Genomic DNA, 15,998 nt, shown 5'->3' with positions numbered 1-15,998 from the left:
CCAAGGACTTCCTGGGAAATTGGTGATGGAACGGCCTCACGTTCCATCGGATTTCTAGAGCGATGTTCCATCGCGCCACGATTTTTGCCCTTAGCTTCAGCCTCGATAAGCGCCTGCGCCTTCGCGCGCTTTGAGAGCGATTGGCGCGACTTCACCACCGTCGAAGGCGTGTAGGTCGCTTCCAGGAAGGCCGACTTATCCAGATTGTTGGCCAGGAGTTCGGCCCGATCCTCGCGGCTCATGCCGCCGATATCGGCCTCGACATTGGCCGTCCGGCGGATGTCCAGCATGACACGGGTGTCGCCGGGCATGATTTCCTCCCGTGTTAGCCGGAAATGGCGCTCCCAGCGGTCTTTGACATAAGGCCGCCAGCCATCCGGCTGCCTAAGCAACTGATCGTCCTGGCCCAGCTCCACGCCCTCGGCTGCGGCGCGAGCGAGATAGCGGTCGAGCCGGGCGCACGTATCCGCCGACAGGGCGTGTTTCATCGCCCGCTTGGTCTTTTTGCGGCTTGTCTCGATCCAGCGCTCCTTGCCGGTGCCCAGGACGTTTCTGAGCGCGATTGAACGCACATCCACGGGCGAGAGGCCGGTGTCATAGGCAATCCCGATGCCGAGCGCTAAACCCCAGCGCCCGCGCGCCTCAGCGCCTTGCTGGAGCGCTCGGATCTCGGAGGCGAGGAATATCCCGCTCCGTCCCGCCGGCTGAGGATTGGGCACGCGGCCGATCGGAGCCTTGGCGATGAGCTGGTAGGAGGCCGCTGCATTGAGCAGCGCCCTCCAAATCTTGAGCACCCGGTAGCGGTGGGAAGCGCTGCATTCGCCGCGCTCGGCAGCGTTATGGAGCTGGCGATGAAAGCCCTCGCTGTCGGCTGTGGATATCTTTGTCAGGCGCTTTAGCGCCAGCCGGCGTCCATCGACCTCGGCTGTGTCAATCACCGGCCAGACCCGGTGGTAGTCTTCCTGGCTCTTTCCCTCCTTGGCTTTCCAAGCCTCGGTGCGCTGGTAGCGCTCAAAGAAGTCGCCAAGGGTGCCGACCGGATAGATTGACTGCGGCCCAGGCCCATCGCCGTTCAGGCGCGCGCGCTCGGCCTCGAGGTTCAGTTTGCGCGCCTTCTCCCAGGCGTCGGGGCCATCGGGACCCAGCGGCACGGATTGAAAGCCGAGCTTTCGAAGTGCGGCTTGTGGCTGCCAGTAAGCGCGATTGTTTCTTTTGACGACGTAGAAGGGGATGTTGATCGCGGTCATACCGCTCACCTCCGTTTGCGTCCGCCCAGTCGCGCAACGCCCATCTGCTCGGTCATCTGCTGGTCCAATTGGCTTTCGTCAGTATCGGCGCTGGCGGCTTGAGTTCCGCAAATCAACCGGACGCCGTCTTCGCTGCATTCGATCGATGCGATCTCAAGTCCCGCCGCCTTGGCGGCTTTGATCATCGCTTTCACCGATGGCCGTTTGGGGCGGCGCACTCGGCGGTGATGATCGAGCGATTGGTCTTCCTGATCAATCGCAGAAAAGATGCGACCTTCAGTAAAATGTTCGATCGACATGAGTTAGCCCTCGTAGAGAGTGGGCTTTGAACGATAATGCCCTCATTCAGGTGCGGCTGCGACGGGCAACAAGCGGCACCAATCAGGACTCTTGACGCGGGAATCATCGCATCAATCTCCCTGCGACGACGGCGAGACAGCCGATCATACACCGGGTGACGAAGGCGGCGCACACAAACGCGAGAAATACTCGCCCTGGATCATCCGGGTGCAAGGTCAGCGCGATCTGCATCGCCGCTAATGCCACCAGGATTGGCGCCATCCACAAGAGCGCGAAGGCCACGACCCGGGATGCGAGTTCAAAAACCAGTCCCAGTGCGACGATGATAATAAGCGACATAAACAGCATGACGACGCCTCCGAGGGGTAGGCGTCACAGCATTGGCCCGAACATGTGCCGATCCCGGCCTAGCGGGATCCAGTCACTTCCTGCGCACACAGGGCGAACAAGGGCTTCTGCAAAGAATCTGGCAGCGCCGAGCCCATTCTTCAAGTTCAGCGATCGAGCAGGCCTTTTCTTATCTCTCGAACCGCCTGGTGCTGCGCCAGCCCGCGCTCCACACGCTCTCGCATCACCCGCTTTCTGATGTCGAGATGAAGTTCCATGGCGTTGAGGCGATCGCGCCAGTCCGGCGTAAACTGAAAGACGCCGCGTCCGACCGGCTTTGCCAGGCCCATGCGCTCCAGTTCCTGCACGCGGGCCTTTAAGGCCCGCGTGAGGTGCGGGTCATCATTGGGTGCGCAAATCTCGGCCACGCGGACTTTCTGGTCCGGCGCTTGCGCCTCGATCATGCGGTCAAGGCGTGTTGGTCCATGCCGGCGCGCGTCACGGTCGAGCGCCATCCGCTCGTGTTCAGGGGTACGGTTGCCCAGCCATTCGGTAGCCACATCGCGGGCGATGCCGCGGAATCCGTGCTTGATGAAGTCGCGCGGGAGGACGAGGTCCTGGCCGTTAGCGCGACGGCCGCGAACGATGATGTGGGTATGGGCATTGTCCGTGTCGTGATGATCCACCGCCACCCAGCTCAGCTTGGTGTCGAGGGCCGCTCCAGCCCGCGCCATGACTTCACGGGTGTAGCCGGGCAGATCTTGGAGCCGCTGCGCTTCCTCCGCACTTAGAATGATGCGGAAGTGCCGGCGATCTGATTGCGCCCACGCTTCCAGACGCGCGCCGCCATCCACCGCATCTTGGTTGGCGTCGTAGAAGGCGCCGCGCTCGCCGCCGCGCTCCAGATAGTCGGCATGGGTTCGCACCACGCTGGGCTTCTTTTCTGTGTCCGATGCACTCTCATCTGCCTCGAGCGTCGAGGACGGGCCGTCGCGGGCCGCGGCGTCGCGCGCAACATATTTGCCATGAGCCTTGAGCGCAGCCGCGCCACCGCCGGCATGGCTGAAATAATGGATCTTCGCCACGGCGCGTTGGCGAGCATCGAACGCGGCGGATCCGGAGAAACCGGACGATGAGAATTTTTGCGAACGAGGAGCTTTCGCCTTCAGGCGCTTGCTGAGTTTGTCGATCAGCTTCTGCGCGGCGCCAGATCCACCACGCCCGCTTTGGCCCTTACCTAATCTCCCGACCAATGTGTCTTGGTCGGGACGCGTCATGCGAATCGAACGATCAACACGCAATTGATCGACGCCGATGGCTGGCATCGCCAGAAACGATGATTGCAAAAGACGATCGAAGCTTGTGCTCATCGTGTTTGCTCGCGGCCTGTCGCGCGGCCCGCACCAATCAACGCGGCCCGCAAAAAGTTCTTTGCGCGTAAGCGGTTTGCGCGGGCACGGCCCGCGCCTTTATCTTGCGAAACAACCTTTTGATGTCCCGTCATGCTGCGAGTGTATTGTTTTTCGCGCTTCTACGCATCTGTGTTCGCCCAAAAGATGCGCTGACAAACACACAAGAAAACACAGCACGTAGATACCAGCGAACTCTGTCGTGGCGCTTATTTGCAAAAGGCATGGCTGAGATCGCAGTCATACGTGAAGCACTTCGCAAGCTAGGTGCGATCAGAGTGGACGCCACGCTGCTTCGATCAATGACACCGGCGTTGGGCCCCAGTAACGCCCGTCGAAGGAATCGTCGGTGTCCCCGAGCAGAAACACTTCGCCCTCAACAAGTGTTCTGCAGCCCTCCCATGTCGGCAATGCGCGGCCCTGTTCATCGTGTGTGCTACGAACCGCGACCTGCACGCCGTCAATCGAGAGCACCTGGTCGTCGGCGCAAACCTGTTGACCCGCGATGGCTGTGACCCGCTTCAAGAAGAAGTCAGAGCGATCGTCATAGCCACGCAAGGCAGTGTACTCGGGTGCGACATCGATCGCGGCTACGGTCACAAAGCTGCCGATCGCCAGGGGGACGTCCGAGCGTAGATAGAAGCCAGAAGGAACGCTGTCAGAGGGATTGTAGATAAGCACGCGTTGGGCGCGCCACGCCGTGATCACAGAGAAGACGCCGGCGATCAGCGCCACAACGAGGAGACCTCGCTTTAAGGGCGTGCGAAGCGCAGGGCCGGGTCGTGACATGTCGATCCATATTGCCCGTCACCTCACGCTGTTGCCAGAGCGTGGCAGGGATGCGCTCAATTGCGGTCATCGGTAGGAATATGTCGGGGAGACCGTCCGTGGCCCTTTCGAGACACTCGACTTTGTCAGACGTACGCCCGATTGTGCTGCCTGAACCGCATTGTTCAGCCACTTTGAAACAGGAATTCGGATGTTTCTAAAGGCAAGCACTTGGGCCTTGGTTGCTATCGTCGGCTGGTGTTGTTTCGCGCCACTTGGCGTCGCACAGACGCTGCCAGAGAGCGCTTCACCGCGCTCCGGCATCATCGTGAATTCGAACAGTCTGCAAGTGAATGAAGGGGAAGTCGAAGAAGGCGAGGTGGTTTTCGCGATGCCGGCCCGCTACGCTCGAACGGGGCGAGTTACCAATACTGTGACTGGGCGCCCGAGCCTCAATTTTTACTCCGGCAATTCGTCTATTCCTGCCGGTACACCGGTCTTCTCTGGTAGATTTGAGGGCGTCGGCGAAGTCTGGTGCGCTGTGCATGATTGGCATGAAGCGCTGCGGACGGTCTGCTTCCAGACGCGTAGCTCCGGCACTGCGATAACATTGGTGGGCAGCGCCTACACCGGGTTCGCCTTGGAGCGAAACCGCGCGCTGGAGGAAGCGCCAGAAGTCATCGATGATCCCTCGGCGGTCGAAGATTTTCCGGACATGGAGATGGTCTACGTGTTCGATCGCTGGAGAAGGGCTGAAGTTCGCCTGAGAAAAGGGTTGCGCGTCAACGGAGCGATCCACTGGTTGGAGACAGTTGCATATGATCGGGCTGCGAACGGTTCAACATCGTTTCGTATGGGACAAAACGTAATCCGGTTGTCACCCACGAGCGAAAGCACTTTGCGGGCGGAAATCCTGCCGTGATTGCGTCGAAGCTAGACATTCTCGATGGCCGCGGCGATCGTGCGCCGAATTGACGAGTGTTTTGAGCGCGCCGGTCGCTCGAAAAATTTCACAGATGGCGCGGGGCTGGCCCAATCGAGACATTTGGAAATTCGTTGCGTATAGTGATCGCCAGTGCACGGCGGATAATCGAAATGTGGCAATGGACTGGCGCGTTGGGATTGGTTCGCCAAGGCATGGTCGCTGTCGTTATGCTCGCGTTCGCCACTTTTGCAGCGCCGGTTTCAGATTCTGTCGCTGAGCAACATGAAGCCGTTGACGCCTTGGAAACGGCGTTTTCAGAAGTCGCACGCCCGGTCGGCAGGTTTACGCTAAGTGGCTGCAGCCCGGCGCCCCACAATCCAATCGCCAATGATGGAGCGTCCTTGGTCGTGCGCTGTAGCGGAGCGCTCCGACTACTCCACGTGCAAGATTTACTCAACGGTGAGAGCGACGGTGCCAGCGCCCCATCGCTCGAATATCCGCGCTGTCCGGAGCCGCGCGGGTTTGCCCCGCCCACAATGCATGTCGATGGTCCAAGAGGTAGTGTTGTTTTCCTCTGCGAAGGGCGAGCGACCCAAACGGCACAAGGGCTTCAGTTGCCCATCTTCGTTTCAAAGGATTGGGCACCGAGTTCGCAGCTCATCGTTGCCAATGATGGAGCGACGACCTCTCTTCAGGACGCGCAATTTCACCCTGCTCGCGGAATGAATGTCTCTGATGTGGGCAACCTCATGGTGGTCACAGCGGACATCGAGGGCGAGCGAGTTGCGGTAGTCATCGATGTTGAGCGCCGCACATTGCACCGGGTATTGCACGCCTCAAATCTGCCATTTGCAGGAATGTCGTCGGGCTACCGTGACTTCAGATCGGCGATGTTTGCGCGCAATTCAACAACGGTGATTGCATCTGTTGATCGCGAGTCTGGACGTCCACCGTATCGCGTTAACACGCTGGTGAGGTGGGAAGAGGATGGGACGATAACGGGAATAGACCTCATGGAGCACGTGGATTTGCCCATCCGTGTCAGTGGAGCCTTCGCTAGGAGCGGGGGCCTGATTCCGGTTGGCGTGCAGTGGCAGGTATTTCGCGATGGGATCGAAGCGCCGGTCAACCAGCTCCATGGGTTTCGGACATTTGCGTTTTCCCGATCGCCGCAGCGAAGCGAGCGATCATATTTGGATCCGGCGTGGCTAGACCCGAGAGACATGTGGTTTGGCGACAATGCTCAGGCCCAAACGCGGTACGCTCAAGAGGCAGGTCCTATCCATTGTGAGGTGCAGGCGCATGGCCGGCAGTTGAACCGAGTAGTTCTCGCACGTGCATGGGCCATTCGACCATTTGCGGCTCGATTGTTCGCGGACGAGCCATATGTGAATTGCGCGATCGATGCCGTGTCTGAAACGCTTGTTGTTTGGGGAAGTAGTGGCGTGGTGCAGGTATACGCGCTTCATGCCAACTGACCTTGTCGCATAAGGGTCCGCTAGCACCGGGACTTGCCCGCGAATGACTTTCTACGGCGATCGTGAGCCGAATTGACGAGCAGGGCGGCAAAGGCTCGATTGGAGCGAGGCGGCCACTCGAAAAATTTCACCAATGGCGCGTCGCTTGGCCCGGAGCAGACACAGGAGTGGTCTGCACTTCTGAGTTCGCTGCGGTTAGGATGGGCCATGCTTGATCGGGTCGGCACCGCCGCTGTGGGACTTCTGTGCATCCTCTTGGCGTTCGGCTTTGTTGCGTTGCGTGCCGATTTTCGAGAAAGAATCCGCGAAATTTACCTCAAGCATTTTGGCAACGACTATCGGCCATCGCTGTTTGCGCTGTATCTCATTGCCTTCGTATTTTTCGTGCTTGGTGCGTCTTTGGTCGCCAGAGCCATTCGAGGCGAGGTCCTCTAGCGTCCGCTCACGGCGAGCGTGCGCCCAGTTGACGGGCAGGGCGCCATCGGCAGGTTTGGAGCGCGCCAGCCATTCGGAAAAAATGTTGAACGGCGCGCGTCTGGCCCGAAGCGGACATTGCTTCGGTAAGCGTCTCGTTTAGTCTCAGTGCCATGCACATCATGGCAGCAGGCAATGTCGAAGCACCAGCATGGTTGGTCCTTCGTTCGCGTGGCTACACAGTTGAGCGCCACATTCGCGCTCACCCTTCGCAAGATGTTTGGACTGCCAGTAAAGGGAATCAGAGCTTTTCCGGCGAAGGGCCGATCGAGCTTCTTGGGGTTGTGACAATGTTTGAAGAGCGCGGAAACGCTTGGCAGGCCTCTGACCCGGAGATAAGCGAGTTCCTGACAACGTTTGATATGCAGACCTGAAGCATCATCGTCCGCGATCGGCGATCGTGAGCCGATTTGCCGGGCAGGGCGGGAACGGCTGGACTTGAGCGACTAAGCCACTCGACAAACATTACGATTGGCCTGGTGCTGGCCCAATTGAGACATTCGGCGCAGTCGGCGATAACGCTCGCGGGGAGGCACCACGTGCAGTCTGTTCGCAAGCGTTTGGAGTCTTGGAAGGCGATCCAAGGTGTCTTGTTCGTCGCCGTGATTATAGTCGGGCTTCAGCGCTTTCCATATCAAGGGCTGGTCGTAATCGGCCTATTCATAGCCTTCTACATTGCGTTCAGCATCTACATGGACACGCGCTGCGCATCGTGCGGCAAGCACGTGCTGCCAACGACGGGGTGGGAGACGCGTAAGGCCGGGCGCAGTCCCGATCGCTGTCCGCATTGCAGCACTGACCTGCGCCGCGCGTCGGTCTAGCGTCCGCCGCCGGCGACAGAAAGAGGTTGACGAGACCGTCAAGGATGGCATGGCGGCGGAAGCGCTACCGCCAGAAAAAGATGGGCGAGGGTAAGTAATGCTCTTTTTCTTCAACGCAGCAGGCGCGAGCGCGGAGTCGATGCGCAGCCAATGGCCTTTCTGGTGGGAGGGCATGTCTGCGAGCGACGCGGCTGCGGGAGATATTACGGACTATGTTGTGACTTTCCGTCGCCGCCGCCGCTAACCACAAAGAGGCCGCGTCGCTTGCTGAACTTCGAGAGAAAGGCGCGAACTGGTCCGTCATAGAAGCGATCAAGCGCAAGCGCGATAACCACGACCAGCGCGGAAGATACCAGAACGGCGGGCCAGCCAAACGCGCCAAGCGGTTCGCCGTAGAGCTTGATAACAATCAGATTGAAGAACAACAGCAGCGGCGCTTGGACGATGTACACCGCGTACGAGCTTCGTCCGAGCATGTCGGCGATGACGCTGGTGAAGCCGCGCGACGCAGACTGCGCGCCGACGGCGATCAACAACGGAAACAGGACAAAGACAGATGCGTAGAAATACACATCGACGAGCCACGTCGGCGGCCGCCATAGCAGCACCGCACCCAAGATGATCAGCAGCGGGAGCGCCGGCATTCGAAGCTTAGACGTCGCGCCAGAGCGATGCAGGCGGAAGAGAAGGGCGCCGGCGAAGAAGGCGAAGACAACGCGCGCGCTTCCCGCAAATATTCCCGCATAGATTGGGCCGCCGGATGCATCACTTCCAGTCAGCGGAATGGCGGCAATTGCAATCGCACCGAGCGCGACGATGGAGGCCAACCGGGCCGTTGTCAGTGTCGGCGCGAGAAGCGCGAAAACGATATTTGCCGCCATCTCGAAGAACAGCGACCAGGCCGGTGCGTTGAGCGGAAAGAGCAGGGTGTTCTGAGGAATGATCCCTGGCGGTGTTGGAATGAAGAACACTGACAGGCCGAAGCTGAGAAGCAGGCCTGCAATTGGGTAGTCATGCCACCCGCGCCAGACGCCGTAGAGAATAAGAGCGAGTCCTAGCGCCGTGCCGAGCACATGCAGTGGCGCTAGTCGAATGAAGCGCACGCGCAGGAACGTCCAGAGCCCCATGCCGTCGCGCAGCTTGTGCTCGTAGGCGTGCGCGATCACGAAGCCGCTCAGCATGAAGAAAAGATCGACCGCCAAGTAGCTAAACGGCAGCACCTCATTCACGCGCTCTGCGGAGTCTGTCTTGAACGCATGGCCCAACAGCACCGCCAACGCCGCGACTCCACGTAGGCCGTCCAAAGTGACAAACCGCTCTTTGTCCATGCCGAAATGCTACCGTGCAGACGCCGCCCCATCTGTGACAAAGAGCACTGAGGGGACCAATGGCGTCCCTCGGCGATCGTGAGCCGAATTGACGAGCAGGGGGCCAACGGCAGGATTGCGGCGCGACGGTCACTCGAGAAAGGTTGCGATTGGCCTGGCGCTGTCCCTTTTCCAGCGATCGAGTGACAACGGCTCGAAGCGCCTAGATACGAGTGCGCGCGACTTGGGAGCGAAGAATGTCTGAGCCAACGCCTGTCGGCGCGTTTGCTATCGTGCCCAGCAACGAGTTGCTTGCCGCAATCCCCTTCTGGGAGCGCTTGGGCTTTGCGCGCACCGGTGGCGACCATCAATACGTCATCATGACCGGCTGGGGCTGCGAGGTGCATCTGACCCAAGCAGGCAAGGGACCCTGGCGCGTGCCTGCGGAAAACAACCCCTTCGGAGTCTTCATTCGCACACCGCATGTCGATGCCATCGCGGCGCGTGTCGATGATTTGATCATCCGTCCCGGCGGCATTCTCCGGCACCGTGAATGGGGCATGTATGAAGTCGGCATCACCGGCCCCGACGGCCTCTTGGTTCGCGTCGGCTGGCCCTCAAGCTTAATCAAGGGCGATTAGTCGGGCGTCTGGTATCGGCGATGGCCGGCCGCCACTAAAGGAATGTGACCAACGGCGCTATTGGTCGCTGACCGCATGGGGTTGGACCACGCCATTGATGAAGTGTCGCGCGGTGGGGGTCGTGGGCCAGAGCAGCCGGTAGCGTCTATTGTTTGCAAGTGCGCTGTGCGCGAGCGCGTGAGGGCGTACGGTGTCGGGATGGCCGACGCGAAATTTCCAAAGGCGACCTTCAAACCTGATCATCCATTTTTGCGCACGCTGGCCCTTAGCTTTATTGTCGGTTGGTTCGCGTTGGGCGGCCTTGGCCACTTCCTTTTTACGAACGCCTTCGTTGCAATCGTGCCGGACTATGTGCCGTTTGCCCGTTTCATGGTGCTATTCACTGGGGTTTGTGAAATCGGCGGCGCCCTTTGCTTGGTGATCCGGCCAGAATTCCGCCGACCGATGGGATGGGCGCTCATGACGCTGACGGTTTGCGTCACCCCCGCCAATCTTGGGATGGCGCTAGACGCCAATCGTTACCCCGCAATCGGCGTGCTTGGGCTTTGGCTTCGGCTGGCGTTCCAGCCGGTTCTCGTTTGGCTCATCTGGTGGAGCACGAGTGCTGGTGGAAAAACGGCTTAGAGCGCGCCATTCGAGAAATATGCTTGTTCGACGGGCCGCGGCGCAAACTGGAGGAGGAGCGATCCAGACGGAATTGAGCGCCTGCCGCTTGGCGTCGGCGGAAACTTGCCCCCTTGATTTCTAGCTTGCTGCGGGGGGCTCAGAATGTTCGAGCAACGCGAAACCCGCGATAGTTGATGCGCGTGCTGGGTGGGCTACGATCACGTGCGGCCGAGCGCAGCACGTGACCCATAAAATTCCACGCACCGCCGCGCGACACGCGTTGCATTTTTTCGCCACTGAGCCAGGCGTCGCCATTGTCGGGCGCACCAACATAGCTGCCGTTCCAGCAATCTTCACACCACTCAGACACGTTGCCGTGCATGCCGGCAAGGCCGAATCCGTTGCTCGGTTGATCCGCCACGGGCTGGGTATGGGCCACCGCCGCGCCGGCGCGCGCATCGCCGTAGGAAACGCTTGCGTCGAACACCGCTTGGGTAGGGGACAGCGACGCGCCAAAAAAAAAGGGCGTCTGCGTGCCTGCGCGGCAGGCGTATTCCCACTCTGCCTCACTCGGCAGCCTATAGCCGAAGCGACCGGTTAGCCCCGATCGGTGATTGAGCCAGCCAATGTAGGCCTGAGCGTCGTTCCAGCTCACATTGATGACCGGACGGTCGCCGCGGCCCCAGCCTTGATCGTTTGCGTGCGGCAGGTCCGCGCCGTCGCTGCGTGCGCTGTCCCATTGTCGAAATGTGATGGGATACTTGGAAAGGGCGAAGGCATAAGCCAACGTCACGCGATGCTGCGGACGTTCGGCGTGATCCGACTTTGCCTCCGTCGGTGGAGCGCCCATTGTAAAGGCGCCCGTGGGCAATGTGACCATGAGCGGGGTCTCAAGTGTGCTTTCGGCGTTCGGCGTATCGCGCCACTCAGAACCCGGTCGCAGACGCGCATCATCCCGACTTGAGGCAATTTTACGTTCGATCGCCCGCATGAGCTTGACAAAGCCTGGGTGCGAGTCCGCGCCGTCGAAGGACGTTAAATCCGCGTAGTCGATGCCCTGAAAGTCGACGCGAATGTCGCGGCCGGTTACGGGCTTGATTGCTGCCGGCGTCAAAATATCGAGGTCGAGCGCCAGTAATTGCTCTTTCATGACCCATGGGCGTGTGAATGCGAGGGGCGACCAGCATCCGACAACGACCGCGCTTGCCTTCAGCGCTTTGTCGATAATGTCGGGAAAGCTATCGCCCGCGTCGAGATCGGAGGTGTCGAAAAAAATTCGATAGCCTTTGCGCGCAATCGCGTCACGAATTTGTACGGCATGCTCCCGCTCGACGCGCGGATAAGAAATGAAGATAAGCGTGGCCTCAGAAATTCCATCCGCTTTCGTCGTCATTCCATCCGCCCCATCTCGGAACCGAGTTGCGCTCACAGCGTGCACAACTATAGTTAGAGCAAGCGGCAAGAACAACAGGCGCGGAGAACTAGTGTGGGGGACGACGGGTCTGGTCGCGTTCAAGACGCGCAGCCGCATGCGGATTATGTGGCTTTTCAAGCCGAACTGATCCGAACCGCCGCGGACCTATCGCGCCTGAGCGCCGATGCCCGCGTTGTCGATCAAACCGAATTGGCAGAGAAGGCCGAAGAGCGGCTTGAGCATTTGGCGCGCGGCGCGTTCGTGGTCGCACTCGTTGGCGAATTCAAGCGCGGAAAATCCACGCTGGCGAATGCCTTGCTTGGCGCTGAGATCATGCCCGCCGACATCGCGCCTGCGACAGCGACGATCAATCGCGTGGTCTATGGGCGCGAACCGCATGCGCGGCTACTACTGCGCGATGGTCGCACCGAAACCATCGCCATCGAAGCACTCGCCAACCATGTCACGAAGTTGAGTGACGCGTCGGCGGCCCGTGCGGAGGCGATCGCCGAGGCCATCATCGCTTACCCGACGCGGCTCTGTCTGAACAATGTTGAATTGCTGGACACCCCCGGCCTCGGCGATGAGGCGGCCATGACGGAACGCACGGTCGCCATGCTATCGAGGATCGACGCTTCGCTTGTGGTGACAAGCGCACTCTCGCCGATGGCGCAGTCCGAACTGAATATGATGGTGCAATTGCTGCACCACGTCGATGAAACCCGCATCTTCATCGTGGTCAATCAACTTGACCTGATCGATGAGGGTGATCGTCAGCGCCTGCTGGAAGGCATCGGCAAGCGGGCAGCCACCGTGCTGAAGTCGACGCCACGCGTCTATGGGATTTCTGCGCGCGAAGCTCTATTGGCCAAGCAAAACAAGGATGCGGGTCTGCTCGCGCGCAGCGGAGTCGCAGCGCTTGAAGACGCCCTGGAGACCTTCATCGTGCGCGACAGCGGCGTCGCGCGCCTGCAAGCGGCCAATGAAACGTTGGAGGTCTTGGCTGCTGGCGTTGTCGAGCACGCTGCCGCCGCGCAGGCCAAAATCGAACAACAAGAGCAGGCCGACATAGCCCGCCTCGCTTCACTTGAGTCGGCGTTGGATGGCCTGAGCCGCGATGCCCGCACTTGGCTTAGCGACGCCGCCAAACGCCTGTCACATTTTCAGGAAGTGGCGGGCGCGGAAGCCGAGGCCGTGCAAAGCGCGTTGAGGTCGATCGCAGACTCAAAAGTATCAAGCCTTGATTTCTCTGAATCCTATATCAACGATCCCGACTCACGCCACGCAATGGTCAGGCGCGAAGTCCATCCTTCGCTCACCGCAAAATTCGAAGCGGTGGTCAACGCCGGCCACAAACGTGCGACGGAATGGACGAGCGAAGAACTGCTCGCGCTGAACACTTTGACAGCGCGGCTTGATTGGCTGTTGGCGCAAGATCTCACACGCGAAGCACCGGGCGATCCTACGCCGGCCGCCCCAGATGTGTCGGCGGCAATTGGCGCCTCACTGGACAATGTTACGAGCGCAATTGAGAGGTTTGATTTCGGCTATGATGGTGAAACACATTTGAGCAGCGCGCTCGGGCAGATCGTAACGAGCAGCACGGTGCGCGAAATCTGGGGCATGTTTAGCAAGGACGATTCCGCTTTGCGCAATCAGGCGAGCGAGGTCGCCTCCACGGTCCGGTCCGGCTACAAAAGCCACATCAACGGGATGATCGGCGGTACGCTTAGCGTAATCGATCTATCTGGGCGGATCAAAACCGCGAGCATCGAGATCGCACGCGGCATCTCCGCAAAGGCGCAGATCGCGGTCGATAGGATCGAGGCGATGACGAAAGAACGCATTTGGGCGCTGCGCGTGCAACGCGAGCAGCTCAATGGATCACGAGCGCGCGGCGCCGAGCGCGTCAGCGTCGCGCTGAAGTTTTGCGAGGCGGCGCGCGTCAGCGCCAGTCGGCGGCGCGAAACGCTGCGAAGCATGATTTCGTCATCAACGCCAGCGTTGCCCGAGAGGCCGTTTTCGTCGTTCTGAAAGGTCTAGCTAGCTATGAGCGAACAACAAGCCGCGCCCATCGAACCCTCGTTCTCCGGCTCGTTCATCGACTACCAGCGCGTCGTGCTCGATCTGTCGACTGATCTGCGCACATTGCGCAAACATGCCTTGGAGCTCGGGCTGAGCGGTGTCGCACGAGAGATCGCATCTGTGCTCGATCGGCTCGAAAAGAACAAATTCGCGGTCGCGGTAGTTGGCGAATTCAAGCGCGGCAAGAGCACCTTCATTAACGCGCTGCTCGGTGTTTCGGTATTGCCAACCGATGTCTTGCCATGTTCGGCGGCGCTTAATCGCGTGACCTATTCGATCGAGAAGCGCGTCACCGTCACCTACAAGGACGGCCGTGTTGAAGATATTCCGTACGACAGCCTGCCGAGCTACGTCACCAAATTGACTGAGCAATCCGAGGCCGTGGCAGCGACGCTTGCGGAGGCGACAGTCTATTACCCCTCGCCCTATTGCCAAAACAATGTCGACGTCATCGACACGCCCGGCCTGAACGAGGATCAAGCGATGACGGCAGTGACATTAGGCGTGCTGCCGCAGGTAGACGCCGCTATCATGGTCATAATGGCGCAATCGCCGTTTAGCGATTTCGAGCGGGAGTTTCTTGAGGACCGCTTGTTAAGCGTGGATCTCGGGCGCGTCATCTTCGTCGTAAATGGATTGGATCGCCTCAACAGCCCCGATGAAGCCAAGCGGCTGTTGGAGGGCGTGGAAGGCCGGATCAAGCGTAATGTGTTTGAGCGGGCGAAGCGTCAGTTCGGGGCGGACTCCAATGAGTATGAGACCTATCTGCGCAAGATCGGCGCGCCGAAGGTGTTTGGACTCTCCGCCCGCGAGGCTATCGAGGCCAAGAAATCGGGTGATACACAACGCCTGGAGCGCAGTGGTTTTCCTCAATTCGAGCTGCAATTGGAGAAGTTTCTGACCGAGCATCGCGGCGTGATCATGCTGCAAGTACCGCTCAATCGTTGCATAGCCAGCGTACGTGATATTCTCGAAACCCTGGCCTTGCGGGAGGCTGCACTCACCCTTGAAGTCGAGGATTTCGATCGCGCGATGGCGGAATCCACCACGATGATTGAGAAGGCGCGCGAGCGTTGGGCGCAAGAGCGCATGGCGATGGTGGATGCGGGCAATGTCATTCGCAAGCGCGCAGGCGATATGGGTGTGCTGTTTATGAGCAAATTGCCGAAAGCTGTGGAGGCCGCAATCCAGGCTTTGGCGATCGACAATGACAATCTGTCGGGTGACGCCCGAAAAACCTTGGATAAGAGAGTTCAGGCCTTAGTCACGAAGACCACTTCGGAAGTGATGGACGCTTTTGCTATGGAGCTCCAAAGCGAGGTTGAGGGCGCCATCAACCGGGAAGCGGCTCGGTTGAACGCATTTGATGTCCAGCTTTCATCTCTCATGAGTGAAGTGGGCAAACGGTTTCAGCAGTTTGATACAGAAGACAAGTCGACCAAAGTGACAGAGGGTGTGCTCGCCGGAGTAGCTGTCTGGTCGGGTTTTGGAGGGATTTGGAGTGGTTACCAAAGCGCCGGTTGGAAGGGCGCCGGCGTTGGACTGGGCGCCTCAATCGGGACTGCAGTGTTGGGCTTTGCGGGTGCGGCAGCGCTTGGTCTGGGCGCCGCCTTCGTCTTCCCGGTGGCCATCCTAGTCGGCGTGGCGAGTATCTTCACGGGCAGGTGGCTCAGCGACGCGTTGTTCCAGGAATCCCGTGTCCAGAACTACAAAGAAAACGCGATCAAAACGGTGCGAAAGCACATCGAGCGCGACCTCGGCGTCGATGTCGTGACGCTTCATTTCCAGGACGCGGCGACTGGCGCGTTTGAGGCGTTCCGTAAGAGTGTGTCTGAAGCCTCCGAGGCAAAGCTCAATGACACCACCCAGCAGCTGCACGAAACCCGCGAGCTTTATTCCCGAAGTCGCCAGTCCAAGGAGCGCGATCAAGTCGCGTCGCGCGCGCTGCATGCTGAATTGCAGGAAATCGCCTCGCGCGCCTTCAAGCTGTCGCATCAATTGGTTGTAAGTGAAGGCATCTAGGTGCGTTCTGCCTGGCGAACTGTGAAATGACGGCTCAAGGAGCGGGGCCGCTCCAAACATGTCGGTGTTCGCGCCCGACAGTGCGCGTCATTCGACGGCGCGCGTTCGCGAGCGTAACCGAATGCGAGCTGCCATACCGGATCAGGACGAACGGCGGCGCGCCGCTCAGCAGCT

At 59.8% G+C, this 15,998-nt stretch carries 14 protein-coding genes; 8 read left to right on the top strand and 6 right to left on the bottom strand.

Annotation, left to right across the window (positions count from 1 at the left end):
• Positions 1 to 1,252 precede the first annotated feature (1,252 nt).
• The 4 genes from EPJ54_RS03860 to EPJ54_RS03845 form a co-directional block, all read right to left on the bottom strand.
• Positions 1,253 to 1,546 (bottom strand): hypothetical protein, encoded by a 294-nt coding sequence (locus tag EPJ54_RS03860; protein ID WP_135210342.1) that lies wholly within the window; start codon positions 1,544 to 1,546, stop codon positions 1,253 to 1,255.
• Between the two features lie 103 nt (positions 1,547 to 1,649).
• Positions 1,650 to 1,895, bottom strand: coding sequence for a hypothetical protein (locus EPJ54_RS03855; RefSeq protein ID WP_135210341.1), 246 nt, complete (start codon positions 1,893 to 1,895; stop codon positions 1,650 to 1,652).
• 146 nt (positions 1,896 to 2,041) lie between these two features.
• Entirely contained in the window at positions 2,042 to 3,151 is a 1,110-nt protein-coding gene (locus tag EPJ54_RS03850) for a relaxase/mobilization nuclease domain-containing protein (protein WP_135210340.1), read from the bottom strand.
• A gap of 405 nt (positions 3,152 to 3,556) precedes the next feature.
• Positions 3,557 to 4,072 carry a S26 family signal peptidase gene (locus EPJ54_RS03845; protein WP_135210339.1) on the bottom strand — a complete coding sequence of 172 codons (516 nt, stop codon included), beginning with the start codon at positions 4,070 to 4,072 and terminating at the stop codon, positions 3,557 to 3,559.
• Between the two features lie 190 nt (positions 4,073 to 4,262).
• On the opposite strand from EPJ54_RS03845, the gene EPJ54_RS03840 reads away from it, so the two are divergent.
• The 4 genes from EPJ54_RS03840 (at position 4,263) to EPJ54_RS03825 (ending at position 7,749) form a co-directional block, all read left to right on the top strand.
• Complete coding sequence (locus EPJ54_RS03840; RefSeq protein WP_135210338.1) at positions 4,263 to 4,973, top strand: hypothetical protein; 711 nt, start codon at positions 4,263 to 4,265, stop codon at positions 4,971 to 4,973.
• Between the two features lie 173 nt (positions 4,974 to 5,146).
• Positions 5,147 to 6,454 (top strand): hypothetical protein, encoded by a 1,308-nt coding sequence (locus EPJ54_RS03835; protein WP_135210337.1) that lies wholly within the window; start codon positions 5,147 to 5,149, stop codon positions 6,452 to 6,454.
• Between the two features lie 207 nt (positions 6,455 to 6,661).
• Entirely contained in the window at positions 6,662 to 6,889 is a 228-nt protein-coding gene (locus EPJ54_RS03830; RefSeq protein ID WP_135210336.1) for a hypothetical protein, read from the top strand.
• Between the two features lie 578 nt (positions 6,890 to 7,467).
• Positions 7,468 to 7,749, top strand: a complete 282-nt coding sequence (locus EPJ54_RS03825) for a hypothetical protein (RefSeq protein ID WP_135210335.1) — start codon at positions 7,468 to 7,470, stop codon at positions 7,747 to 7,749.
• A 203-nt stretch (positions 7,750 to 7,952) separates the two neighbouring features.
• Here the strand turns inward: EPJ54_RS03825 and EPJ54_RS03820 are convergent, their stop codons facing one another.
• Positions 7,953 to 9,077: an acyltransferase family protein gene (locus tag EPJ54_RS03820; protein ID WP_135210334.1), complete on the bottom strand. Its 1,125-nt coding sequence runs from the start codon at positions 9,075 to 9,077 to the stop codon at positions 7,953 to 7,955.
• Positions 9,078 to 9,313: 236 nt separating this feature from the next.
• Between EPJ54_RS03820 and EPJ54_RS03815 the strand changes: the two genes are divergently transcribed.
• Together EPJ54_RS03815 and EPJ54_RS03810 are read left to right on the top strand one after the other, a co-directional pair.
• On the top strand, positions 9,314 to 9,697 hold the full coding sequence (locus EPJ54_RS03815; RefSeq protein WP_135210333.1) for a VOC family protein: 384 nt from the start codon (positions 9,314 to 9,316) through the stop codon (positions 9,695 to 9,697).
• Between the two features lie 198 nt (positions 9,698 to 9,895).
• Positions 9,896 to 10,321 carry a DoxX family protein gene (locus EPJ54_RS03810; protein WP_135210332.1) on the top strand — a complete coding sequence of 142 codons (426 nt, stop codon included), beginning with the start codon at positions 9,896 to 9,898 and terminating at the stop codon, positions 10,319 to 10,321.
• Between the two features lie 139 nt (positions 10,322 to 10,460).
• Here EPJ54_RS03810 and EPJ54_RS03805 read toward each other — a convergent pair whose 3' ends face one another.
• Positions 10,461 to 11,696, bottom strand: a complete 1,236-nt coding sequence (locus tag EPJ54_RS03805) for an SUMF1/EgtB/PvdO family nonheme iron enzyme (protein WP_167755564.1) — start codon at positions 11,694 to 11,696, stop codon at positions 10,461 to 10,463.
• 93 nt (positions 11,697 to 11,789) lie between these two features.
• Here EPJ54_RS03805 and EPJ54_RS03800 point away from each other — a divergent pair, with 93 nt between their 5' ends.
• Positions 11,790 to 13,751, top strand: a complete 1,962-nt coding sequence (locus tag EPJ54_RS03800) for a dynamin family protein (RefSeq protein WP_135210330.1) — start codon at positions 11,790 to 11,792, stop codon at positions 13,749 to 13,751.
• Positions 13,752 to 13,835: 84 nt separating this feature from the next.
• The gene (locus EPJ54_RS03795) at positions 13,836 to 15,824 is read left to right on the top strand and encodes a dynamin family protein (protein WP_167755563.1); all 1,989 of its coding nucleotides are present in this window, start codon (positions 13,836 to 13,838) and stop codon (positions 15,822 to 15,824) included.
• Positions 15,825 to 15,998 lie beyond the last annotated feature (174 nt).

It is taken from the genome of Vitreimonas flagellata (genome assembly GCF_004634425.1).
GTDB classification, from domain to species: domain Bacteria; phylum Pseudomonadota; class Alphaproteobacteria; order Caulobacterales; family Aquidulcibacteraceae; genus Vitreimonas; species Vitreimonas flagellata.
The sequence above is the reverse complement of the archived record's forward strand: the minus strand, read 5'-3'. Positions and strand labels throughout refer to the sequence as shown.

Coding starts and splice junctions, on each gene's coding strand:
- EPJ54_RS03830 (WP_135210336.1), top strand. CDS start 6,662: ATGCTTGATCGGGTCGGCACCGCCGCTGTGGGACTTCTGTGCATCCTC.
- EPJ54_RS03840 (WP_135210338.1), top strand. CDS start 4,263: ATGTTTCTAAAGGCAAGCACTTGGGCCTTGGTTGCTATCGTCGGCTGG.
- EPJ54_RS03815 (WP_135210333.1), top strand. CDS start 9,314: ATGTCTGAGCCAACGCCTGTCGGCGCGTTTGCTATCGTGCCCAGCAAC.
- EPJ54_RS03850 (WP_135210340.1), bottom strand. CDS start 3,151: ATGACGCGTCCCGACCAAGACACATTGGTCGGGAGATTAGGTAAGGGC.
- EPJ54_RS03855 (WP_135210341.1), bottom strand. CDS start 1,895: ATGCTGTTTATGTCGCTTATTATCATCGTCGCACTGGGACTGGTTTTT.
- EPJ54_RS03805 (WP_167755564.1), bottom strand. CDS start 11,696: ATGACGACGAAAGCGGATGGAATTTCTGAGGCCACGCTTATCTTCATT.
- EPJ54_RS03820 (WP_135210334.1), bottom strand. CDS start 9,077: ATGGACAAAGAGCGGTTTGTCACTTTGGACGGCCTACGTGGAGTCGCG.
- EPJ54_RS03810 (WP_135210332.1), top strand. CDS start 9,896: ATGGCCGACGCGAAATTTCCAAAGGCGACCTTCAAACCTGATCATCCA.
- EPJ54_RS03845 (WP_135210339.1), bottom strand. CDS start 4,072: ATGTCACGACCCGGCCCTGCGCTTCGCACGCCCTTAAAGCGAGGTCTC.
- EPJ54_RS03860 (WP_135210342.1), bottom strand. CDS start 1,546: ATGTCGATCGAACATTTTACTGAAGGTCGCATCTTTTCTGCGATTGAT.
- EPJ54_RS03835 (WP_135210337.1), top strand. CDS start 5,147: ATGTGGCAATGGACTGGCGCGTTGGGATTGGTTCGCCAAGGCATGGTC.